The sequence below is a fragment of the Arthrospiribacter ruber genome (assembly GCF_019343195.1).
GTDB classification, from domain to species: Bacteria; Bacteroidota; Bacteroidia; order Cytophagales; family Cyclobacteriaceae; genus Arthrospiribacter; species Arthrospiribacter ruber.
In genome coordinates, this window is record NZ_RPHB01000010.1 from 85,366 (window position 1) to 104,596 (window position 19,231).

17 protein-coding genes are annotated in these 19,231 nt (G+C 40.5%); 6 read left to right on the forward strand and 11 right to left on the reverse strand.

Going from position 1 to position 19,231, the window contains the following annotated elements; genetic code table 11:
* Positions 1 to 56: 56 nt before the first annotated feature.
* Positions 57 to 1,511 (forward strand): NADP-dependent isocitrate dehydrogenase, encoded by a 1,455-nt coding sequence (locus tag EGN73_RS19200; RefSeq protein ID WP_219293374.1) that lies wholly within the window; start codon positions 57 to 59, stop codon positions 1,509 to 1,511.
* Between the two features lie 484 nt (positions 1,512 to 1,995).
* Here EGN73_RS19200 and typA read toward each other — a convergent pair whose 3' ends face one another.
* From typA to EGN73_RS19230, 6 genes are all read right to left on the reverse strand, one after another.
* On the reverse strand, positions 1,996 to 3,801 hold the full coding sequence (typA, locus tag EGN73_RS19205; RefSeq protein WP_219293376.1) for a translational GTPase TypA: 1,806 nt from the start codon (positions 3,799 to 3,801) through the stop codon (positions 1,996 to 1,998).
* Between the two features lie 473 nt (positions 3,802 to 4,274).
* The gene (locus EGN73_RS19210) at positions 4,275 to 5,102 is read right to left on the reverse strand and encodes an OmpA family protein (RefSeq protein WP_219293378.1); all 828 of its coding nucleotides are present in this window, start codon (positions 5,100 to 5,102) and stop codon (positions 4,275 to 4,277) included.
* A 559-nt stretch (positions 5,103 to 5,661) separates the two neighbouring features.
* On the reverse strand, positions 5,662 to 6,366 hold the full coding sequence (locus EGN73_RS19215) for a hypothetical protein (RefSeq protein ID WP_219293380.1): 705 nt from the start codon (positions 6,364 to 6,366) through the stop codon (positions 5,662 to 5,664).
* Positions 6,366 to 7,037: a hypothetical protein gene (locus EGN73_RS19220; RefSeq protein WP_219293382.1), complete on the reverse strand. Its 672-nt coding sequence runs from the start codon at positions 7,035 to 7,037 to the stop codon at positions 6,366 to 6,368. The genes EGN73_RS19215 and EGN73_RS19220 overlap by 1 nt, the downstream gene beginning before the upstream one ends.
* Positions 7,034 to 7,717 (reverse strand): hypothetical protein, encoded by a 684-nt coding sequence (locus EGN73_RS19225; protein ID WP_219293384.1) that lies wholly within the window; start codon positions 7,715 to 7,717, stop codon positions 7,034 to 7,036. Before EGN73_RS19225 ends, EGN73_RS19220 begins: the two co-directional genes overlap by 4 nt.
* A 142-nt stretch (positions 7,718 to 7,859) precedes the next feature.
* Entirely contained in the window at positions 7,860 to 8,204 is a 345-nt protein-coding gene (locus EGN73_RS19230) for a PadR family transcriptional regulator (RefSeq protein ID WP_009034270.1), read from the reverse strand.
* A 407-nt stretch (positions 8,205 to 8,611) separates the two neighbouring features.
* On the opposite strand from EGN73_RS19230, the gene EGN73_RS19235 reads away from it, so the two are divergent.
* The 4 genes from EGN73_RS19235 (at position 8,612) to EGN73_RS19250 (ending at position 12,092) form a co-directional block, all read left to right on the forward strand.
* Positions 8,612 to 10,000, forward strand: a complete 1,389-nt coding sequence (locus tag EGN73_RS19235) for a hypothetical protein (protein WP_219293386.1) — start codon at positions 8,612 to 8,614, stop codon at positions 9,998 to 10,000.
* Positions 10,001 to 10,021: 21 nt separating this feature from the next.
* A complete protein-coding gene (locus tag EGN73_RS19240) occupies positions 10,022 to 10,210 on the forward strand; it encodes a hypothetical protein (protein WP_219293388.1) in 189 nt (62 codons plus the stop codon).
* Between the two features lie 81 nt (positions 10,211 to 10,291).
* Entirely contained in the window at positions 10,292 to 10,930 is a 639-nt protein-coding gene (locus EGN73_RS19245; RefSeq protein ID WP_219293390.1) for a hypothetical protein, read from the forward strand.
* A 247-nt stretch (positions 10,931 to 11,177) separates the two neighbouring features.
* Positions 11,178 to 12,092 (forward strand): glutaminase, encoded by a 915-nt coding sequence (locus tag EGN73_RS19250; protein WP_219293391.1) that lies wholly within the window; start codon positions 11,178 to 11,180, stop codon positions 12,090 to 12,092.
* A 7-nt stretch (positions 12,093 to 12,099) separates the two neighbouring features.
* Here the strand turns inward: EGN73_RS19250 and EGN73_RS19255 are convergent, their stop codons facing one another.
* The 3 genes from EGN73_RS19255 to EGN73_RS19265 all read right to left on the reverse strand — a co-directional run bounded on the left by EGN73_RS19255 (position 12,100) and on the right by EGN73_RS19265 (position 16,253).
* Positions 12,100 to 14,628, reverse strand: coding sequence for an OmpA family protein (locus EGN73_RS19255; RefSeq protein ID WP_219293392.1), 2,529 nt, complete (start codon positions 14,626 to 14,628; stop codon positions 12,100 to 12,102).
* A 2-nt stretch (positions 14,629 to 14,630) separates the two neighbouring features.
* Positions 14,631 to 15,794 (reverse strand): hypothetical protein, encoded by a 1,164-nt coding sequence (locus tag EGN73_RS19260; protein ID WP_219293393.1) that lies wholly within the window; start codon positions 15,792 to 15,794, stop codon positions 14,631 to 14,633.
* Between the two features lie 159 nt (positions 15,795 to 15,953).
* Positions 15,954 to 16,253 (reverse strand): thiamine-binding protein, encoded by a 300-nt coding sequence (locus EGN73_RS19265; RefSeq protein WP_219293394.1) that lies wholly within the window; start codon positions 16,251 to 16,253, stop codon positions 15,954 to 15,956.
* Between the two features lie 255 nt (positions 16,254 to 16,508).
* Here EGN73_RS19265 and EGN73_RS19270 point away from each other — a divergent pair, with 255 nt between their 5' ends.
* Positions 16,509 to 17,534 carry a DUF4407 domain-containing protein gene (locus tag EGN73_RS19270; protein WP_219293395.1) on the forward strand — a complete coding sequence of 342 codons (1,026 nt, stop codon included), beginning with the start codon at positions 16,509 to 16,511 and terminating at the stop codon, positions 17,532 to 17,534.
* A gap of 11 nt (positions 17,535 to 17,545) precedes the next feature.
* Here the strand turns inward: EGN73_RS19270 and EGN73_RS19275 are convergent, their stop codons facing one another.
* Both EGN73_RS19275 and EGN73_RS19280 read right to left on the reverse strand, forming a co-directional pair.
* A complete protein-coding gene (locus EGN73_RS19275) occupies positions 17,546 to 18,298 on the reverse strand; it encodes a DUF5995 family protein (RefSeq protein WP_219293396.1) in 753 nt (250 codons plus the stop codon).
* A complete protein-coding gene (locus EGN73_RS19280; RefSeq protein ID WP_219293397.1) occupies positions 18,299 to 19,027 on the reverse strand; it encodes a VIT1/CCC1 transporter family protein in 729 nt (242 codons plus the stop codon). It lies immediately after the preceding gene.
* Positions 19,028 to 19,231 lie beyond the last annotated feature (204 nt).

Genomic DNA, 19,231 nt, shown 5'->3' on the forward strand with positions numbered 1-19,231 from the left:
GCTAGATTTTTATATTTTTGTAACACATCGAATTTTCAACAAATTAATTTTATTATATGTCGTCAAAAACAAAAATTACCGTTGCCTATGGTGATGGTATCGGACCTGAAATCATGAAAGCCACGCTTGACATCCTTGAAGCGGCAGGCGCCCAGCTTGAGTATGATGTCATAGAAATCGGCGAACAGGTTTATTTAAAAGGAATTAGCTCAGGAATGGAGCCCAAGGCATTCGATTCTTTGAGAGAAACTAAAGTCTTTTTGAAATCACCTATTACGACCCCTCAGGGCGGTGGATTCAAGAGCTTGAACGTGACCACTAGAAAATCTTTTGGACTTTTTGCCAATGTAAGGCCTTGTAAAGCTTATTCACCATTTGTAAAGACGCATTTTCCTAAAACCGACTTGGTTATCATCAGGGAAAATGAGGAAGATCTGTATGCTGGAATTGAGCACAGGCAGACTGAGGAGGTATATCAGACCCTGAAACTTATTTCTCAGCCAGGTTCTGAGAAGATCATTAGGTATGCCTTTGAGTATGCTAAAAAATACAACAGGAAGAAGGTAACTTGTATGACCAAAGATAACATCATGAAATTGGCCGATGGTCTTTTTCACAAAACCTTTGATGAAATAGCCAAAGAATATCCAGAGATCGAAGCGGATCATAAGATCATCGATATCGGATCGGCATTGATTGCCGAGCGACCAGAGATTTTTGATGTTATTGTGACCCTTAACTTGTATGGTGATATTATTTCTGATATCGCTGCTCAGGTAACAGGTTCTGTAGGTTTAGGTGGCTCTGCCAATGTTGGCGCGGAAGTGGCCATGTTTGAAGCCATCCACGGTTCTGCTCCTGATATTGCCGGAAAAGATATGGCTAACCCTTCTGGCTTGTTGAATGGTGCCATCTCTATGCTGGTGCACATAGGTCAACCTGAAGTGGCAGAAAAGGTAGCCAATGCCTGGATGAAAACTCTGGAAGATGGTATCCATACCGGAGATATCTACCAGGAAGGTGTTTCCAAAGAGAAAGTCGGAACCAAGGGGTTTGCGCAGGCAGTTATTGAAAGACTCGGTCAATCTCCAAGCAATATGACTCCTGCTTCTTTTGATAAGTCGGATGATTCTCCTATCAGTATTAAATTGAGACCCGTAACTAAAGCCAAGAAGGAACTTGTTGGAGTGGATGTGTTTATTGATTGGGATGAAGCTGGACGCAATCCTGACGTGATTGGCGAAGGTCTGAGAAAAGCGGATGCCAATGGGTTGAAACTTCACCTGATCACCAACAGAGGTGTGAAAGTATTCCCAGGAGGTCAACCAGAGACATTCTGTACGGATCACTGGAGATGCCGCTTCAAAACTGCTGATCAAAAGACCATCACTCATGAAGATGTCTTAGAACTTCTTCGTCAGATCAAGGAACTTGGTTTTGACTTTATCAAGACCGAGCACCTGTATACCTTCGATGGAGAGAGAGGCTATAGCTTGGCTCAGGGAGAGTAGGGGAAGGATGAGGGAGGAAGGATGAAGGAGGAAGGATGAGGGAGGAAGGATGAGGAGAAGAGTCTCTTGATAAAAAAGGAAGGAGATTATTCCTTCCTACCAATGACAGATATGGAGGGATCGTCATTCTGAACGCAGTGAAGAATCTCCCACTATTAAGGGAAGGATGACGTACACCGACTGTCATTTCCTTTCTGTCATTGCCAAATTTTAAAATCTCAGAATGAAGAGAAATCTGATAAATGAATTCGCTTCTGAATACCTAAAAAAACCGGGCAGAAATGCCCGGTTTTTTTGATTATGAGATGGTTTAAATGTATTGATGAAAGGTATCACTTAAAAAAGAGCAATAATAGGTTTTCAATTCTTGATGCTTTTCAAGAAGAATACGAGGTTTTTGGAAACCTCAAAGGTCAAAAAAAGACCCCAAAAGTCTTTCAACTTCCAGGGTCTCTGTCTTGGTACTTTGTACTTGGTACAACAATTAAGAATCTTTCTTCGCCATTCTGGCTCTTTCGTTCTCGTCCAAATAGATTTTTCTCATTCGGATAGACTTAGGCGTGATTTCAAGGTATTCATCTTTTTGGATGTATTCCATGGCTTCTTCCAGAGAGAATTTCTTTGGAGGAGCGATTCTGGTGTTGTCATCAGAACCTGAAGCACGCATGTTAGTCAGTTTCTTGCCTTTCTGTACGTTAACTACAATGTCATTGTCACGGGAGTTTTCGCCGATCACCTGACCTGTGTATAGCTCGTCCCCTGGCTCGATGAAGAAAGTACCTCTGTCCTGTAGCTTGTCAATCGCATATGCTGTACATGGGCCGGCTTCCATTGAGATCAGGGAACCGTTGTTTCTTTCAGGGATATTGCCTTTAAAAGGCTCATAAGCGGAGAATCTGTGGTTCATGATTGCTTCACCTTGTGTAGCAGTCAAGACGTTGTTTCTCAAGCCGATCAATCCTCTTGAAGGGATTCTGAACTCAAGGTGTTGTAGATCGCCTTTTGGTTCCATGACAAGGAGTTCGCCTTTTCTCTGTGTAGCTAACTCTATCACTTTTCCAGCAGTTGTCTCAGGTACGTCAACGACCAAAACTTCAATTGGCTCGTGTTTTACACCATCGATTTCTTTGAAAATGACCTGAGGCTGACCTACTTGAAGTTCATAACCTTCTCTTCTCATGGTCTCGATCAAGACTGACAAGTGAAGGATACCACGACCATAGACCAAGAATTTGTCTTCGGAGTCAGTTGATTCTACTCTCAAAGCCAAGTTCTTTTCCATCTCTTTCATCAATCTATCTCTCAAGTGACGGGAAGTCACAAACTTTCCTTCTTTACCGAAGAAAGGAGAGTTGTTGATCGTGAAGAGCATGTTCATAGTAGGCTCGTCGATAGCGATTCTTGGTAGTGGTTCAGGGTTTTCCAAATCAGCTAAAGTATCTCCGATTTCAAAATCTTCAATGCCCGTTACCGCACAGATATCACCGGCGACAACTTCTGTAACTTTATTTTTACCAAGACCTTCAAAGGTATGAAGTTCTTTTACTTTCACTTTTTTGAATACACCATCAGCTTTGCATAGCATCAATTGAGCGCCTTCCTTGATTGTCCCTCTTTTTACCCTGCCAATGGCAATACGGCCTACGAAGTTGGAGTAATCCAGAGAGGTGATCTGCATTTGAACAGTTCCCTCGTCGATTTTTGGAGCAGGAATATGCTCAACTATAGCGTCTAGAAGTGGTATAATGGAATCGGTTGGGTTTTGCCAATCAGGTCCCATCCAGTTTTGCTTGGCAGAGCCGTACAAAGTCTGGAAGTTGAGCTGCTCTTCAGTGGCATCTAGGTTGAACATCAGTTCAAATACTGACTCCTGAACTTCGTCAGGTCTACAGTTTTCTTTGTCCACTTTATTGACCACTACAATAGGAGTAAGCCCAAGGTCAAGCGCTTTACCCAACACAAAACGTGTCTGAGGCATAGGGCCTTCAAAGGCATCTACCAATAGGATAACCCCATCAGCCATTTTCAATACCCTTTCCACTTCACCTCCAAAGTCGGCGTGACCGGGGGTGTCAATGATGTTGATTTTGGTGTCTTTATATCTTACGGATACGTTCTTGGATAGAATGGTAATTCCTCTTTCCCTTTCCAAGTCGTTGTTATCCAGGATTAAATCGTCAAACTGTTGGTTTTCACGAAAGATTTTGGAGGCATGGATGATTTTGTCCACGAGGGTCGTCTTGCCGTGGTCAACGTGTGCGATAATCGCGATATTCCGAATACTTTGCATTGTAAAATTGAATTAGGGTGCAAAGGTAAGAAGAAAATTTGGTTTCAGCTTGCTGCCTTGGGAAAGTCCTTAAGAATTAATTATTTAATAATCTCTTGAATTTCGTAATTTACATTTTCGGGGAATTTGTCGGGTTAAGCTTTGAACTCAATCAAAAAAATAGAGCAGGGAAAGGGGCCAAAAATCATTTTCATAACCATTTTCAAATGCCAATTGATTTAATCGTTTAGTTATTATTCGTTAAGTCTAAAAAATCAATGAGGTTTTTATTTATTAGTTTGAAATAATTTTTCTCAAGTTGACCAATTATCCCAAGATTTAATGATCGATCTAGTCAAGTTATTTTTCCTATTCTAACCAATGATGTTTTTTAGGCCATTTAATAAAGAAGGGTCAAAACAACATCTGGTGGTTTATGCCAAGCTAGTTGCGTTGAAATGAAATTTCAGGTTTTCTCCCGTTTATTTTTCGATTTATCTTAATACCATCTCCACTCTCCTGTTTTTGCTTTTCCCTTCATCGCTAGAATTGCTGGAAACAGGTGCTAGGGAAGCAACTCCATAGCCTTTTAGCCGAGTTGCAGCAATTTGATAAGTATTTATTAGGTTTTGAACCACTGCCTCAGCCCTTCTTTCGGATAGATTAAGATTATGCTCGTAAGAGCCACTGTTGTCCGTATGTCCGACAATAAATACATTGACCTGAGGGTTGGCATCGAGGTATTTTGCCATTTGCTCTAAAGTTTCCTTGGACTCAGGCTTGATTTCTGATTTGTCTGTATCGAAAAAGATCCCATAAAAAGTAGCCTTACCATTAGCCTTCATTTCTTTAGCAATGTCTTCTGCAGAAAGAACAATGTACTGGTTCATCGATTCTTCTTTTACAGCGCTAACCGAGAAAGTTCCGCTTTGGTCACTTTGGATCTGTATCCACCAAGTATCACTGCCAGATTTTAGGGTTAGCAAGACTACTGATTTTGACTCATTAATCACTGAGCCACCCTTGGATGCAACAGCTTGGATATAATTTTGAAAAATCATGGCATTAGAAGGTCTTTTTTCCCAATCTCCATCGAAGCTGTAATAGGTTTTTAAAAAATATCCAGCTTTTTCATATTGAATCCAAGTACCGTCTTTATCAGTAAACTCCATGTTCATTTTATCAAATTCTTTTTCCTCACAACCCGAAATACTGTGATTGGGAAGGATATTGAAAAGTGGATGTGGATCGCAGTGGGATTGAGCGAAAATGGGAGTTGATAGCCAAATAGCTAAAATGACGGAGCTGAATACTTTATTCATTAGTTTCCTATTAAAGAATTGAGGATTAAATGTATAAAAATCAGTTGAAAAATTATTGTTTTATTATTGCTTGAAATTTATATCCTTGAGTGATTTTAATGGCTTAAATTAAAGGGTAGATGAAACTCGCAATGTTTTTATCATCCGTCCCAACGGGACTGATGGGCTGCATTTATTTTTCTGGATCCGTGGGTTGAAACCCACGGTTATTATATCGATCATCCCTACGGGACTTATGGGGGCTCCTGGTTTGCTATAACAATGTGTTCAAATTAATAGAAAATAGATAATGCGACCTACTGGGATTTTTTTAGGTAGTGATGTTTTGGGGAGATGCGTTGACTCTTAGCCTGGCATGTTTATCCATGTGTATGTTAATTGGGGAGAGTTTTTAATTTTTAGCTAATTTTGAGAAAGGTAGGAAAAAGCTCCGGAGGAGCGGCCGATGTAATAACCACGGCTTTCAAGCCGTGGATCAGGATAGCTTAAGGAGTAGGGAAGTGCCGTAGGCATGGACGATCTAAATGAATCATTCTCTTTACTACCTAAAATTCATTTTTTAAGCTGTTTCGTAGACCGCCTCCAGTTTTTTGGTGTCTTCTAAAGATTTTCGGAAAACAGCAGGAAGAACAGAAAGAATCATCATCCCACCAAATACAAATATAACCGCAAAAATCTGCCATAAACTTAATGTAAATGGCTCTAGTAAATTAAAATTCCCAAAATACCTATACCCCTGAATCATAAACTGAAGCGGTATGTATGTAAACATTAATATACCTTGGTTCCCTCTCCATGATGCATAGTTTTTGTACTTTTTGAAATCTTTGCTGAAGGCATAGTACCACCATAACACCACAATAACCAAGAATAAGAAACCTATCATTAAAGCACTGCCCTCTCCGAAACTGAAGTTTTTTTCTATAACATAAGCACTTTGGAAGTAGCAAAATGTCAAGAGAATAGGGGATATTATGTTTAGACTGAAAACACTTGATTTCAATTCTGTCCAAAAATATCCTAGCAATCTTTTTTCAATCATCTTTTTATAAGACTCCTCTAAATCCGAAAATCCAAAAATCCCAAAAGAAGCATGTACCTTTTGAAAGGCATCAGGTATACTTAGCTCTGGGTTGTTCTCCATCAACTCTTCCACTTTACAGGCTACATGGTCCAGTATTTCGTACTGTACATCAATCTCAGGATAGCCTTTGTAGGAGATCAGTTTTTTGAGTTGCTCGATTTGGTCTTTGGTGAGTTTCATTAGGATAAAATTAAGTGCTCTGGTTTTTGGTAGGTGATGGATACTTTTATTAAAGAAAAATTGTAAAGTAAAATACTAGCGCAAATTATTGCTCCTAAAGTAGTGCCTATGGGTCCCGGATCAGATTCTCCCCAATTACTGAGGACTACCCAAAGCCATGACAAACTTCCGTAATGAAGCCCTAGCCGCTGTAAAATTATTTTGCTTACGCAAGCAAAAGGCTTTTGGCTTTTTGGGTTGAATGAAAAACTCATTCCTTTTCCTTGTTTCTTTAAGGCTACAATAATTCCGACTAGGGATAAAATGCTTGTTGTCAAAAATAAGCCTTCAATGCCCTTGAATAAGAAAGCTAACATTACGATAAGAGCTACAAAAAGGGTGATGATAACTTCCTTGGATGAATAGTTCCAAAATTTCAAACTATCCCATAGCATGCCGGCCACTCTTTTGTTTGTGTTTTTTTCCAGGGTTTTTTCTAAGGATTTGACCACAGACCAAGCAAATTTCTCATCAAGAGATGACTTTTTTCTGATAAAATTATTTTCAGGTTCTTGTTCCAGCGCTGTGACATAATGATCCAATAATTCAAGATAAATTTCTGAATAAGCAATTTGGAGATCGTCTAGACGGATCTTGATGATTTGATGCTCTATGTCAGTGAGTTTTCTCATATTAATGCCGTTTTAGATTTGATTTTCCAGACTTCCATAAGAGAAATCGCGTAAAGGGTAAATAAGATTGTTATGCTAACTGCTGCAGCTGGCATTAGTAACAGGAAACCGTAGTCGTCAAAGAATATTTTTGGGAAATAGATCATCATATTCGCCAATGTCAAAGGCATATGCAAGCGCATAGAAAGGGGTGTCATAAAAGAAGACTTAATGGTCACTCCATTTCCCTTAAAAGTCTTTTTTATGGGGAAAATTCTCTTCATCCACTGATAACCTAGGGCTAAATGCATTAATAATAATAGAGCCAAAGGAGAGAATAAAAGAAATTTCACCTCCCGCTCACTCCTTGCTTGGGTCGCTACAAAAAATACCACTGCTAAAATCCCTACTAAGAAAACCCACCTTGAAGTGCAGAAATATTTTTTGATTACCATCCATTGGGTTTTTCCTATATCCATATTTATGTTTTTATTTAATTTAGACTGCATGGAGTGGCAATAAGAGTAGGTGAATTTTTGATCTAACTCCATCAACTGTTCGGTAAACTGGTCTTCGGGATAATTTTGTAAATGACTTACATAGTGGTCATAGATTTCCATAATGATTTCTGCGGAATAAAGAACTTTCTTTTTGATGCTGTTTCGGATTTCCTGTAGTTCTATGTCAGTTAGTTGGCGCATAAATTTTTGTTTCTCGCAGCGGGCGCAAAGTTTTCGCCACGTGCGCTACGAGTACTTTTTCAGCTTTTATTAACTTTTTAATTATTGTTCAATATTTCTTAGCGTTCCTTGCGTCATTCGTTGCGAACGTCGCGTGAACCCTTTAAGCCAAACCCGGCTTCCATTCAGGATCTAGAATCCTTTGTAAGTTACCGACGAAGCTCTGCAACTCGGACATCTTGGCACTGACTTCCTTTTGGCCATCCTTGGTCAAGCTGTAATATTTTCTTACTCGGTTGTCTACCTGCTGTATTTCTGTGGTCAGCATCCCTTCAGCTTCCAGCTTGTGAAGGGCAGGGTAGAGGGCGCCTTCTGTAATCTTAATCTCCCCTTCCGTCAGTTCTTTGACCCTTTGTGTGATTTCGTAGCCGTACATTCTATCGTTTTCCTCAAGGAGTTTGAGGATTATGGTTTGCAGGCTTCCTTTAATTAAATTGTTATTTGACATAGCGTTTTTATGCATCAGTAAGTCAAATATATAAAAAAATTATATACATAAGAAATTGAGGCATTAATTTTTGGAAGCGAGAGTTCAGAGACGAGAAGCGAGATGCTGAGAAACAAGAAACAAGAAACAAGAGACAAGATTCAAGAAAAAAGAGGGGTGGTGGGGACCTTTGAGATTTGGTAGGTCTGAATCAAGAGCGGATTGGCAGGAAAAAAAGAGTAAAAGATATTTTAAAATGAAAGGAGCCTTGACAATTAAATCCTCTTAATCCCACTTCGAAAATCACCATGTAGTTGGAGGTAAAAAAATGGTTAAAGGGAATAGCTTAATTTTTAGTCTGTTATGGGATAATTCCGATAAAAAGTTTTAGCTTTAATGTAAAGATTCGTTTACAAGACCTTTCTAAGATGAAAAAACTCCTGAGTTCCATAAGCCTACTTATTTTGGTCAGTTTTTTTGAAGCTCATGCCCAGAGCAGAGTTAATCTTGAAATGTACTTTGTTCCCCAGCGGCACCATCAAAACCTATTGAATGATCTATCTCCTTCTTTAGATTTTGCTACCCGTACAGGGCTGAATTTGGGCTTGGGATTATCTTACAATATCAGTAATGACTGGCAAATGGTCCTTCAATCCTGGCATGTATCTTCCCCTCTTCGGTTTACACAACATCCTGAACATTCAGGATCTGCATTTATTCCGGGACCACAGCGAATAGATTGGGGTTTTTCCTACAGTAATTTTAGTTTGGGTCTTAGAAGAGTCTGGGAAATGGGGGAATATGCGCTTTATGTTCAACCCTCTTTGGGGATAAATCGATCACGTAGTTTTGGATTTGACCATCAAGACTCATTAGTAAATTTTCCTATAGCCAATTTGATGACTCAAGTCGTTCCAGCGGCATCTATAGAAGTAGGCATGAAGTTTAGTACTCCAAATAATAATTTTTTTATTGTCGGATTAAGACATCATCAAGGATTCGGAATGCTGCAATCTTGGTTTACGTACAGCAAGGAACCGCCTGTACCACAAGTTCAGCGAAGGGGTACCTACACCGGACTTGTTTTTGGATATGGAATTGATTTTAGGACAAGAAAAGGGGAGGATTGGAGAGTGACCAAAAAGGAGCGAAAAACAGAGAAGCGTGAGGCGGCCTGGGGTGATGGCACTTATGCATTGTTCACAACCTTACAAAGGTTCCAGCCAGATTTTGTGCAAAGTAATGCCCCAGGCATGACCAGGCTTAGGCCCGCTTCCCAAATTCTATTTGGTTACACTTCAGGCCAATGGAGTTTTGAGACCGGCTATACCAGTTGGATGAGTCAGACCAAGGTGGAATCTCAAAACTTTGGATGGGTCAGCCTAAATGAGCCAGGGACAAGGGCCATACCGCTTAGGGCAAGATATCATTTGGATGTAGGTCAAAACAACCGACTGAGGGTGGGAGTGTCAGCTGCTACTTTTGTTACATTAAACACCGTGAGGATGAATGTAGCGCGAATAGGGGCCGTAATGGTGAATGATGAAAGGGTTCCAGCCTTGAGGTCTGTTCCGACGGATCAAAACTCCGGCGGGAAGCTGTTCTATCTGGCCGGTGCGTTTTTTGAAATTCCTTTCTTTAATTCCAGTTTACTTGCCTTTAATTTTTCCCAGAATTTTGGAAGTCCTGAAATTGGGCAGGTAAATGTGCGGGAATTCGTCAATCAGCAGCAGGTGGAGTCCGTGAAATCCGGTACCCTTGATGGTTTCAATATAGAAGTAGGACTTAAATTACCTATCAGCACTTTGGTGAGATAATAAGTTTTCAATTCCAGTTTTATGAGTTTGAATTTGACAAGGAATTTTGGGTCTCCGGTTGTGAGTAGGCTTGAGGTAGATTATACAATTGAACAATCCAATGTCCAGTTTGAACAAGAAGCAACACTGAATGGCTTCAGGTTTGATTTTGGATGGAAACTACCATTGAATATTCTGGACAAACAAAAGAAATTGGCGTTAAAAAGATAGGCATCAATGAGATTTCAAGCATAGTAAACCGCTATTTCTAAAAGATTCCTTTAATTTGGGCTTCTCAAATTACTACAATAAATGAAGCTTAGATTTACAATCCTCACTCTTAGTTTGATCCTCATTACAGTTTTCAAATCCAATGCTCAGCTTGGTTTTGGAGCAGAAGTATATGGTGGAATCCAAAAATCTTTTGTAGATGTCAATTACAGCAGTCCTGCTTTTGTTAACGTTTTGACAGTCAGGTCTCCGTTTGATTTTCATGCAGGAGCTACATTTTTGACAAGTTTCCATCAAAATTGGCAGCTCGCCCTGCAAGGTGAGTTTTACAGAGTAGCAGTTCGGGAGATTTGGTCGGGAAATATTGGTCAGAATGTCGTCAGAGGTGATGAATATGGGATTTACAGCCTTGGGATCCGGTATAACATAGAAAAAGAAGGTTATGCCTTTTATCTGCAGCCCTCATTTGGCTATGCATTAAATAATTATGAAGCCTCAGGAACAACCCAAATGGCACTTGGCCCTGTGGTCAGAGCGGAGGTAGGATTGAAGAACTATTTTAAAGAAAGTAAAAACTACTTTTTCTGGGGATTGAGGTACCAATATGGATTCGAAAATATGAACAAGGGCAATTTTCTGGATACAGGGAATTATAGAGTGGGGTCTTATGGAGATTATGTGGGGGCTTTTGTTGGATTGGGATTTGATTTCAGTAAATAAGACAAAAGACATGAGACATGAGACATGAGATTTAAGATTTACGATTTAAGATTTACGATTTAAGAAATGAGATAGGAGAGAAATGGGAGGCGAAAATAATTAGAAAGTGTCTATGGGGATGAAATCGGATATAAAAGGTGGTGAAACTCAAGTAGGAGTTTATGGGTGATAAAAATCTTTTTTTGAAAAAGTCAATTCGCCCGGCCTTTAGCTTGGACAGCAAGCGGAATTTTTACAATTTACCACAATGGACTATCAAGGATTAGTAGAAGAAGTTTACGAACAAATACAAAAGGAAAACCCAAGAGGGAAAGTGGCCACTTACATTCCTGAACTGGCAAATGTGGATCCCGATCAGTTTGGGATTGCTTTGGTAGACCTCGAAGGCAATGTTTATGGGGTAGGAGATTATCAAAAGCCTTTTTCTATCCAAAGTATCTCCAAAGTCCTTACCTTGACCATGGTTTTTCATGTGTTCAAGAGCAAGCTTTGGTCAAGGGTAAACGTGGAGCCCAGTGGCAACCCATTCAATTCCATTGCCCAGTTGGAGTATGAAAAGGGAATCCCCAGAAACCCATTTATCAATGCAGGTGCTTTGGTAATCACAGATGCCCTTTGCAGCAAGTTTGATAATCCTACCCAGAGAGTAAGCGATTTTATCAATGAACTGGCAGGTCGTAATTGTGTCAGTGTCAATAAAGATGTAAAGCAATCTGAAATGGATCATGCCGAGAGAAATACTGCTTTAGCGTATTTCTTGAAAGCATACGGAAATTTTGAAAATAAAGTAGAAGATGTGTTAGAGGTGTATTTCCACCATTGCGCCATGGAAATGTCCTGCGAGGATTTGGCCAAATCATTCTCTTTCCTGGCCAATGACGGGTATTCAATTTTTGCAAAAAGAGGAATAGAATCCGAAAGCCATGCACGGAGGATCAATGCGCTTATGCTGACATGTGGGTTTTATGACGAATCGGGTGAGTTTGCTTTTCGGGTTGGACTCCCTGGTAAAAGTGGTGTAGGTGGAGGTGTCGCTGCTGTCCTGCCTCACAAGTTTTCTATTTGTGTATGGAGCCCTGAACTGAACGAGAAAGGAAATTCTGTGAAGTCCATCAAAGCTCTTGAGCTACTTACCGATAAGCTTAAATTTTCGCTATTTTAAGAACAGGTCAATTAGCCGTTGTCAACCTGATCTCCACTCTTCTGTCTATTTCATTGGGGACTCTTTGGGTGCCTCTAACCACCTGACCGCCAGATTCCATAACAATTTGATTTGATTCTACTCCAAATTCATTTTGGAGTATATCCCTCACAGCTTTGGTCCTGTCCTCTGCCAAACGGAGATTGTAATTGACATTGCCTGTGTTATCAGCAAATCCGGTAAGGGTTAAAGTTGCTTTAGGATTGTCTTTTGTGAATTCTGCCAAATCGGCAAGCTTTCTGATTTCTTCCTCAGCTGGCTCTCTTTGGTTAACCTGAAAATAAATGGCCTCTTTTGATTTGACAATTCTTACAACTGGCTGGTTTTCTATGTAAATAGTATCCCTTACCGTTACTTGGGTAGGCATTGGAGGAGTTTTTTCTACAGAGGAAATTGGTGCCCTGACTTCTTCAATTGAAGTAGGTTCCGGATCGGGGATTTCCTCTGAGGTTGATTGTCGCATAAGAGCAGTTCCCAAAAATATACTGCTCAAACCCATTCCCAACTGTTGCATTTCAGCTTGGCTCAAAGAGCTTTGGATTGCATCTTGATTTTGGAGAGGGGAACCGGGATTTCTGTATTCCGTGTCGGATCTTTGTTGTGATTCAGAACGGGCTACAGCAGCTGCTCCTGCTCCAAATGGCCACCATCGGAAACGCCTTCCTGATTCTCTCCCCGGGTTGACCGGCTCAGATTCTGGTCTTTCCGAATAGCGCTCAATGATTTCCCTTTCTGTGTAAACAGTGTTTCCCCTTTCCTGCTCCCTTTGAGCCAGAATCAACCTGTCTCTTTGGTACCTCAGGTAGTCCACCTCTTCCTGCAGTCTCCTGATTCTTTCATCATCATCGTAACCCAAGCTGCTCCTCTGACCGACAGAAGAAGTAGAGGAAGTGGGGGATTCTGTATCTTCCTGGCTTGAGGTGATTTTTTCCACTTGTTCTTTCCGGAGATTTTCAATAGTAGTCTCGGGTACAGTTCCAGAAATTTCTTCCGTTCCAGATTCCATAAGAATTAAAGGCTCTTTTTCTTCTACTGTACCTTTCTCCATGGGTACTTCAAACTGTCGGGTTTGTACACCCAGACTGTCCCAAAAGAGTGGAGCTTGAGAAGATTGGAAGCGGTAATTCCGCAGCAAGGATTTGATGCTATCAATTTCGGCCTGTAGTTCCGATTCCCGTCTGCTGATACTGTCTATGCTGTACCTTAAGTCAAATAGTCTTTGCCGGCTTGATTCCAGCATGTCATTTTTTTCCTCTTGATCCAGAAGGGTATCTCCTAAAAGCAAGTTGTTATTTTGATCAAATTGCCCCAATAGACTGGAAAATGTGCTTCTTTGAAGTTTTCCTTCAAGTATTCTGTTTTCTCTCTTAAGAATTTGCTGTTCCCATCTGGTCCTGATGGTATTGATCTCCAAGCTATCTAATCGCCTATCATCCATTATCTGGATATTGTAGTAATTATTGGTTCTGGCCTTGGATTCTTCTTCAGCTACAATGTCTTCCGGCTCTTTTTCATCAATTTTAGGAGGGAGGATTGGTGCTGATGGCCTTCCTGAGAAGTCACTTCTAAAAGGACTAAGCCTAGGAGCAGAGAATGTGGTCTTACTAGCTCCAAAATTAAATCTCAGTCCTACGCTATGATAAATAATCCAATCAACCGGGCTATTCAGATTTCCTCTTTGGGGATTGCCGGGATCGAGTAGCATCCCTGACGGATTAGCAGCATAAGACTGAAAATCGTTGTCATAGGAAGACCTGTAATTGCCGCTTACATCATCGAGATAGTCCGTAAACGTCCTCAAAAAATCAGATTGTGCAAACAGCTCCATCCTATTACCAAGCCGTATCCGAAAGCCCAACCCTAGATTGGCATAGAGAGAACCTAAGGAATAACCTTGCTCATTTTCTGTTCGGAGAGGCTGAAGATCAGTTTCATATTCGAAATTGTTGACCGGAAGAGGAAGACTGTAGTCATATCTGTTGCCTTCATCATCAAGTAAGTCCCCAAATACTTCAAAATTTATTAATCCAAAACCTAAAGTAAAATAGGGTGCAATCAGGGACTTGGAAGAGAGTAAGCGGTCATTGTCAGCTTTGAAAACTAGGGAAAGCCCCATGTCACGGGTATGGTTGTAGAAGTTTAGGCTTCTGAAGAAATTCGGGTTTTCGGTCATCAACCTTCCATCTCTTTGCACGTAGCGATCACTCATGGCAAAATGATATTCACCATAACTGAACATAAGCCCTACAGTTGGGCTCAACTGTCTTTCCAAACTCGCTTTGAATGATGGCCTTTCAAAATAATTAGGATTGAAGTAGAGTAGGTGGTGAATCGCATCCATATTGCTCAAGCCACGGATTTGATATGGACTGATGTCGCCATAATAATTGCTATAGCCCATACTGAAGCCCAGTCTCCATTCAAAATCTTTTTGTTGGGAAAAGGAGTCATTGGCTAAGATCAATGTCAATATCATCAAGAGAATAAATCTTCGCATATTTACCTCCTGTTTCCAAAGCCCATCCAAAGATTAAATTCAAGACTCACCCCGGCGAAAGGCTGAATGTGGTTTTGACTGAAAGAGCCGTTCCCTTCTTCGATATTGAGCATTACTGCGCCAACATTGAATCTGAGGACCCTGAACATCCTATATCCTAATCCGGCATAGATAGGTAAGCCCACCAGTTCGCCTCTTATGTTCTGTCCGTCTCTGGATTCGAAATTTTGTAAAAATACTCCTGTTGAAAATGAGGCATTTCCTAGGAAGCGTGCAAATTTGGGATTTCCTAAAGGAAGGGAAAGTCCAACATAGGGACCGTGTAAATACTCAGTAGATGAAAGGCTCCTTTTGATAGGAATGGTGCCATATCCAAAGTTGAGTGGAAGTGTTCCTGGTTTTTTTTCTGTAGGGTAATTACTGATAGTTCTAATGTCCGAAAGAGCCAATAGGCTGTTTTCAAGGAATTGATCTGTTTCATTTTGCACGATTTCTATCAGTTCAGCAATGAATGTAGAGGCATAAACAGCCCTCTCATTGTCATTTTCTGCCCGTCCAAGAATATTGAATCTTGCCTGCCTCAATCGAAGTCTGCTTTTTTGATCAAGTTTTTGACGGACTATTTCACTGAATCCGGGGAACTCCCTTCCTAGAAAATGCCTGTAATCTAGCAATGCGTCGTTGACAATCTGATCCATCTGAGACATCATGACAGCATCAGAATGATTGGAACGGATGCCGCGGGATGTTACCTCTAGATTTGCCCGGATGTAAGATTCCAGATTTCTGGAGATGGATTCCCTGACCCTTGCCATTTCCAAATCGTCTGCTTTTCTATAGTAAAAGAATTCCAGGTCATAATTGTCATTACTCCTTAGCTCTCGGGATACGAAGAGTTCATATTGGGAAACTTCAAAGTCAAAAGCCCTTTTCCATTGATATTCCTCTGCAAGATTTTCACTTTTTCCGGATCTTTTTACCTTTACCTTTACCAGGTCGATATTAGCAGGTAAAGTGCCCCGTACAAAAAATGGTTCTTCAGCCGGCAAAGGATTATTACTGTTGATCTCATTGTTTACCACATTGTATTGGACTGATTGGATCTGCGCCGTAAGAGTGAAATTCGATGCAAAAAAAATAAAAACTCCAAGTAATAATTTTTTCATAGTCTTCTCGGGTTTAGATGAACTCAATAAAACCTACGAAAAAACAACTGGTCAAATATTAATATAGTTTGATTGAGAGTCCTAAGTCCTTGAGCCTTTGGGAGAAAAAATGGCTGGATTTCTTTTGGAAAAAGGGGTTTTTATGAAAAACACCCAAAATTATTTTGTGTATTTACCGATTTTATCTTCTATTCTCACATCTTCATGATTTCGGATCTGCATCCTGTAATAGACTAAAACTTCATCCGCACCTGCTGCCAGGACAGCATCTTGAGCATTTCTGGCAATTTCCATCAGTTTTTCCTGAGGGCCCTCCATGACAGTTTCAAAAGGAGTGACCACATGTTTGACCCCTGATCGCTGTATGATTTCAATGGCTTTATCTACCAAAGTATAAGCATCCAAAGTTTTGCTTTTCGGTATGATCTGAATTCCCAGGTTGATGATTTTGTCTGACATTTGAGTTTTGATTGAGCTGTTGGAAAAGGATTGATTTCGTTGATCAAAATTGAACAAAATTTGATCAAAAACACAAACTGTACATTGACGGACATGATTTTATAAGGGTTTATATTTACATTTTTTTAAAAATAAGACTTAAAACTGCTCCATAAGCCTATCTGTAAAGTCATTTATATCCATAATCATTTGATCTTAGAGGTTTTTAATTTCAAGCCCACTTTTTGATAAGTTTTCTGGCATAAATCACCTACCATGAAAATAAAAAGCTTCTTTTGGTTTTGTTCGGGTGCCTACACACCCTTATTAAATAAGGTTCCTACAGAAACCCATAAATATATTGGGATAGGGGGCACGGTATTTTTTACGGGTCTGCTGGCTTCAATTTCAGCAGGATATGCCTTACACACTGTTTTCAATTCTTGGCTATACGCAGTGGGCTTCGGTTTAGTATGGGGGGGCATGATTTTTAATTTGGATAGATTTATCATCTCAAGCATGAAGAAAAGAGACAATTCATGGCAAGAATGGAAGATGGCAATTCCCAGGCTACTTTTCGCTGTTCTTTTGGCCATAGTGATTTCAAAACCCTTAGAGTTGAAGATTTTTGAAAAAGAAATCAACCGGAAGTTGGATGAACAAAAAACAGCAATGTTGGCTTCAGGCAAACTTGCAGTGGAGCAAACTTTTTCTGAAATAGGGGAAAGAGAAGCTCAAAAGGAATTGTTGAGAAAAGAAATCAAGGAGGCCGTTGATTTTAGGGATAAGCTGCAGGAGGAATATGATTTTGAAAGATTCGGGACCAAGACCGACAGGACTTCAGGAATAGTAGGATTGGGCAGCAATGCCAAGAAGAAAGAGCAGCAATTGGATGCAGCCCAAGAGGCCTTGGACAGACTGAGAGAATCTCATGAACAGCGCTTGGATATTTTGGATGATGAAATCAGGGTGCTCATGCAGACCAGAACCAACGCTGTCGACCAGCTAAAGCCTGGAATTGAAGCTTACGATGGTTTGGCAGCGAGATTGGATGCATTGGCAGCATTGGGGATGGAATCAAAGGCTATTAAAACCGCGGGCTATTTTATCATGCTATTATTTGTGGCAGTAGAAACGGCGCCTGTTTTTGTCAAATTGATTTCTTTGAGAGGGCCTTATGATGATTTGCTTGATCTGACAGAGCACCGGGTGAGTATTTATGTATCAGAAGAGACAGCAAAAGTCAATGCTAAATCTTCCTATCGGCTTGAGCAGTTGGCTGAGAGCCTACAGCATAGGTAGATGGATGGACTTTATTGTTCCTTGGCGATAGTTTCGAGTTGTTTCATTGTTCTTTTGACCGATCTCCACTCGGCCAAGCTTATTAGGCTCAAGAGTCTGGAAAGTCTTTTGCCTGGATTACTGAGACTTTGGGCCAAGCCATCGATAACTTGATCCCGGATAGATAGGGTACTGGGTAGATTTTTGCTGGCTGCATATTCTTCTGCAAATTTCCAGGCTCCATCACGGGCTGTTCTGATGCTGAAGTTGACCAGAATTTCATCTCTGCCTTTGGCGAAGCGGATCAGTAACCTGAACAATGGAGAGACTTTTCCGATATTATTTTTGACACCATTGACCAACTCATAGAGAATGGCATTGATCTTATCGAAGTCGTTGCGTATGGCTTCCAGGCTTTTGCCATCCATAGTTTCTACAGTTGCGATCCCGAGGTCTAGATTGATATGTGCATTGATACCAAGAAGGAGGTGCTGAAGGACCACATGTCTGGAAGAAATAGCCGTGTCAAAGGCTGTTTGCCAAGATGAGGTGATGGATTTGCCGGCTTGATAGTCATCATAAGCATCGATAAACCTTTTGGCAAAAATGATATCCAGCTTGACCATTCTTGGGTTATCATCAAACTCACCATTTAAGATCCCCTCCTTGACCCTGATGGTAACTTGCCTGTAAAGGATAGCAAAATAGCCCAATCTGTTGTCCTTGTTATAACATTCAGTGGCTATCCGGTCAATACCCTCAATGACATCGTCTATGGTTTCCATTTATGAATTCATGATTAAAGTTTCCAGAAAGTCTCCAACAAAATATGCCACTAGAGCTGCCAATAGCCCCAACCCAATAGTCTCACCCATGCTTTTAAATATATTGGTCTGATTTACCAAGCTTTTTAAAGAGCCTATAACGGCAAAAGCAAGGCCCGTGAAAATACTTGTCCACAGAAAGATATCAAATTCGGTATGGTTAAAAAAATCATAGACATAAATCATTAAGGGAATAAACCCAATTAGAATAAAGGATATTAGGGTGGCCAAGCCTATCTTAAATGGGCTTTTCTCTTCGGGAATCATTTCCAGCTCATTTTTCATCATTTCTTCTACCCAGCGCTCCCTGTCTGAGGTAATCACGCTGACTACTTGCTCGAGCAACTTGCCTTCAAAACCTTTTGCCTTGTAGATGTCCCTGACTTCTTGAATTTCCTTTTCTGGGATATTATCTATTTCCCAATATTCAATGTTTTTGTGTTTTTGGTAGCTCTCTTTTTCGGATTTGGCGGAAAGGTATGCGCCAACAGACATAGAAAACCCGTCTGCAAACAGGTTGGCAAATCCAAGAATGATGATGATCTCTGAGCTCAGACTTGCTCCAACGGCCCCAGCTACCACAGCAAATGTAGTCACAGCTCCATCGATACCTCCGTAAACAAACTCTCTGAGGTACCTTTGAAGGTTGCCCAAAAATCTTATCTCCTGATGGATTTTTGATTCATTCATTTTATCTGGAATATAACCCCTATTAAAATCAGGTAATCGAAGCTTTGAATAGACCTTTGAAAGGCAATCAATATAGGGAAAATTGGCTTGAAATGATAGGCTTGGGAAAATATTGTAAAAACGAGGTATGGATCATCCCTACGGGATTTTTGGGGGTGGGGATGGACCGGTCCAGAGGTTGAAACCTCTGGTTATTAAATCGGT